At 39.7% G+C, this 3,657-nt stretch carries 3 protein-coding genes; 1 reads left to right on the top strand and 2 read right to left on the bottom strand.

Annotated elements, in window-relative coordinates; genetic code table 11:
- Positions 1-500 precede the first annotated feature (500 nt).
- Both Q0954_RS33255 and Q0954_RS33250 read right to left on the bottom strand, forming a co-directional pair.
- Positions 501-1,118, bottom strand: coding sequence for a sigma-70 family RNA polymerase sigma factor (locus Q0954_RS33255; protein WP_002704044.1), 618 nt, complete (start codon positions 1,116-1,118; stop codon positions 501-503).
- Positions 1,109-2,257 carry a glycosyltransferase gene (locus Q0954_RS33250; protein WP_299466151.1) on the bottom strand — a complete coding sequence of 383 codons (1,149 nt, stop codon included), beginning with the start codon at positions 2,255-2,257 and terminating at the stop codon, positions 1,109-1,111. The genes Q0954_RS33255 and Q0954_RS33250 overlap by 10 nt, the downstream gene beginning before the upstream one ends.
- A gap of 157 nt (positions 2,258-2,414) precedes the next feature.
- Here Q0954_RS33250 and tgt point away from each other — a divergent pair, with 157 nt between their 5' ends.
- Positions 2,415-3,545 carry a tRNA guanosine(34) transglycosylase Tgt gene (gene tgt, locus Q0954_RS33245; protein WP_299466148.1) on the top strand — a complete coding sequence of 377 codons (1,131 nt, stop codon included), beginning with the start codon at positions 2,415-2,417 and terminating at the stop codon, positions 3,543-3,545.
- Positions 3,546-3,657: the final 112 nt, after the last annotated feature.

Raw genomic sequence — 3,657 nt, 5'->3', positions numbered from 1 at the left:
GGCTATTTTTTAACAAAGTATAGCCTCAAAAGATGAGGTTAAGAATGTAAATTTATTTTGGTACCATTCCTAAGTACACTGTAGACTAAATATCTTATGTTTTTTTCGGCTTCCTTTGCCCCCTGACTTCTCATCAAAAACATCGCGTAGCTTTATGCTCAATTTTTGATCATCGTCAGAAACTAAATGAACCTCGAACCAAACAACAACTTATTTAAGTTACAATGTAAGTAGCAATTAGCTATAAGCTACAAGTAAAGATAACTCTCTCATAACATGATAGTTATACTTGCATATTAGGTATATTTAATTTTGTCTTGGCATGTACTAAGCAAAGCAAAAAACTCATATTCTGGACACTAAATAGGTAAAACGCTATTTCGTGTCTTTTGTCTTGTAAAAAAAGAAAAACCCTCATTGCTTCAAAAACAATGGGGGTTCTTTTTATAAAAAAATGATTAAGTCATCAGGGGCTTAACCATTTTAAGATATAAACCATATTAAATTAAGTGTCTTTTATCTTTGACCATGTCAAACAATAGTTCTTTGGCACGGTGCAGTTGGGCTTTTACGGTGCCCAGTGGAATTTCAATTTCTTTGGCTATTTCATCATAAGAAAACTCCTTAAAGTAGCGTAGCTCTACCAACCTTTGGTATTTGGGCGGAAGCTTGTTTACAATGAGTTGCATCAATTCTATTTTTTGACTTCTGATAGCCTCTTCTTGAGGGTCGCGGTTGCCATCTTTGATGTCTAGCCCTACTTCTTCACCATTGTCATCTTTGAAAGAAGAACTGATACTGAGGGTTTCCAGTTTTTTCTTTCTAATAAAATCTATACAGTTGTTGGTAGCAATACGAAACAACCAGGTGCTAAAAGTATATTCTTTCTTAAACTTACTCAATCCTTTAAAGGCCTTGGCAAAAGCTTCAATAGTTAAATCCTCGGCATCGTCGGTGTTTTTCACCATTTTGAGCATCGTATGATACAATGGCTTACGGTAACGATCCATTAATTCAGCGTAGGCTTTTTGGTCGCCATTTTCTTTTGCTAAATCAATTAGTTTGAAATCTCTGAGAGCTTTTTCCGAAAATTGTTTGTTTGATTTGCCTACGTCCATTTTATTCTCTTTCTGCTAATTGCTAATGATCCTATGATAAATATATAAAAAATGTACAAAAAATCCAATGTAGGAATCCACCACACGTTTACATCAATACGCAATTTACGAATTATTACATTATAAATTGATAGTAAAACTAACATTCTCAATGAAAATAGAAAAATTATTCCTTCAAATATTGGTTCATTTGAATTATATAGCTCAAATATCGTCCCTAAAATACTCAAAAACCAAAATAAAGTTTGTGTAAACAGTAAAAAACCTAACAAGTACTGATATTTAGCCTGGTAGAGTTTTCCTACTGACAAATGTCGTAATTTTTGACGATACCAGTCAGCCCAGGCAGTTTTAGGCACTGACAATATGTGCGCTTCCGGGTGAATACAGATGCTGGCATTGTGGGCATTGGCTACCTGGTTAATAAATAAATCATCGTCGCCCCCGGTAATCCCCTTGAACCGCTCAAGTATTTCTCCATTACCAAATAACTTTCGCCTATAGGCTAAATTACGCCCTACCCCCATGTAAGCTTTACCCAATAAAGCAAAAGACAGGTATTGTATTGCCGTAAAGAAGGTCTCATATTGTATAAACCAGTTAAGTACCCCTTTATGTTTAAAATAAGGCGAAAAACCTAGCACAATTTCTATATGAGGCTCAAGCAAAGGGCGACACATGTGTTGTATCCAGTAGGGTGAATTGACCGCACAGTCGGCATCGGTCAATAATATTACGTCATAACGGGCTCTTTTTACCCCTTGTACCAAGGCATGTTTTTTGGCATTCCAACCCTCTGGAGTTTGATCTATAGTGACCACACACAAACTACTATGGATGGACATTTGGGTTTCGAGCCAGGCTGCCGATGCATCGGTTGAGCGGTCGTTGACAATGATGACTTCAAACTCAGGGTGTTGTTGAGCCAGTATGCCAGGTAAGAAATTTTTGAGGTGGGGTAATTCATTGTGGGCGCATATTACAACCGATACTTGAGGCAATGACAATTGAGACAAGGGCAGCTCTTTGTGAGGCAATGCAAGCAATGGATGCCGGGCAAGCCGGGCAAAAAACCGGAGCAAAAAAAATAGTTGCCCCAGCGTAACAATTAATAATAAACTAAATACTAAATAGGTCACTTGGGTGAAATGGTTGGTGGTGTTTGTGCCACAAAACAACGCAATATAAGAATAGTGTTCAAATTATTTTGCAAATCACTGATGAACAGCCCTATCTTTGTTGCCTTTTTTTAGGTCCCTTGTACAATAGTTTTCACAGTTTTTACAGCATCAAGTTATGAAATTTGAACTAAAAGCCACCGACCCTAACAGCAGCGCCCGTGCTGGTGTAATGACTACCGCCCATGGCGATATACAAACCCCTATTTTTATGCCTGTAGGCACCGCTGGCACTGTAAAAGCGGTTCATCAGAGAGAAATCAAAGAAGACATCAATGCCCAGATTATTTTGGGGAACACCTACCACCTTTACCTTCGTCCTGGGCTTGATATTCTCAGAAAATTTGGTGGTTTACATCAATTTAATGGTTGGGATCGCCCCATTCTGACCGATAGTGGTGGCTACCAGGTATATTCGCTGGCGGGTATTCGCAAAATAAAAGAAGAAGGAGTTACTTTTCAATCACACATCGACGGATCAAAGCATCACTTTAGCCCCGAAACGGTCATGGACATTCAGCGTGCCATTGGTGCTGATATTATGATGGCGTTTGATGAGTGCACCCCTTACCCTTGTGAATATGACTATGCCAAAAAATCTATGGAAATGACCCACCGTTGGCTAAAGCGCTGTTGCGATCGGTTTGACTCTACCCAGCCTTTGTATGGGTATGACCAAACGCTTTTTCCGATTGTACAAGGCAGTACTTACAAAGACCTGAGAAAACAGTCTGCCGAGGTAATCGCAAGCTTTGAGCGAGATGGCAACGCTATAGGTGGGTTATCTGTGGGAGAGCCGCATGAACTGATGTATGAAAGCACCGAATTGGTATGCAGTATTTTGCCCAAAGACAAGCCCCGTTACCTGATGGGGGTGGGTACTCCCGAAAACATTCTGGAAGGAATTGCGCTGGGCGTAGATATGTTTGACTGTGTAATGCCTACCCGCAACGCTCGCAATGGAATGCTTTTTACAACACAGGGGGTAATCAATATCAAGAATAAAAAATGGGAGGATGACCAAACGCCTATAGATGAACACCTGGGGGGCTATGTCAGCACTTTTTATTCTAAGGGTTACCTGCGCCACCTGGTGCATTGCAAAGAGATGCTGGGTGCACAAATAGCCTCGGTGCATAACCTTACCTTTTATCTTTGGTTGGTAAAGCAAGCCCGTGAGCAAATATTGGCGGGTACTTTTCTTGAATGGAAAAATAAGATGGTGAAGCACTTGATGCAACGTTTGTAGCTATGAGTGACTAGCTATCAGCTTCAGGCGACAAGTTGTGCGTGCCTAATATAGGTTGACCATTCAAAGTCAACAAACAATGTCATTAAAGAAAAATAAAACTAAAAAAAGT

The organism is uncultured Microscilla sp. (assembly GCF_947493425.1).
Lineage (GTDB): Bacteria > Bacteroidota > Bacteroidia > Cytophagales > Microscillaceae > Microscilla.
This window is presented reverse-complemented; position numbering and strand designations above follow the sequence as displayed.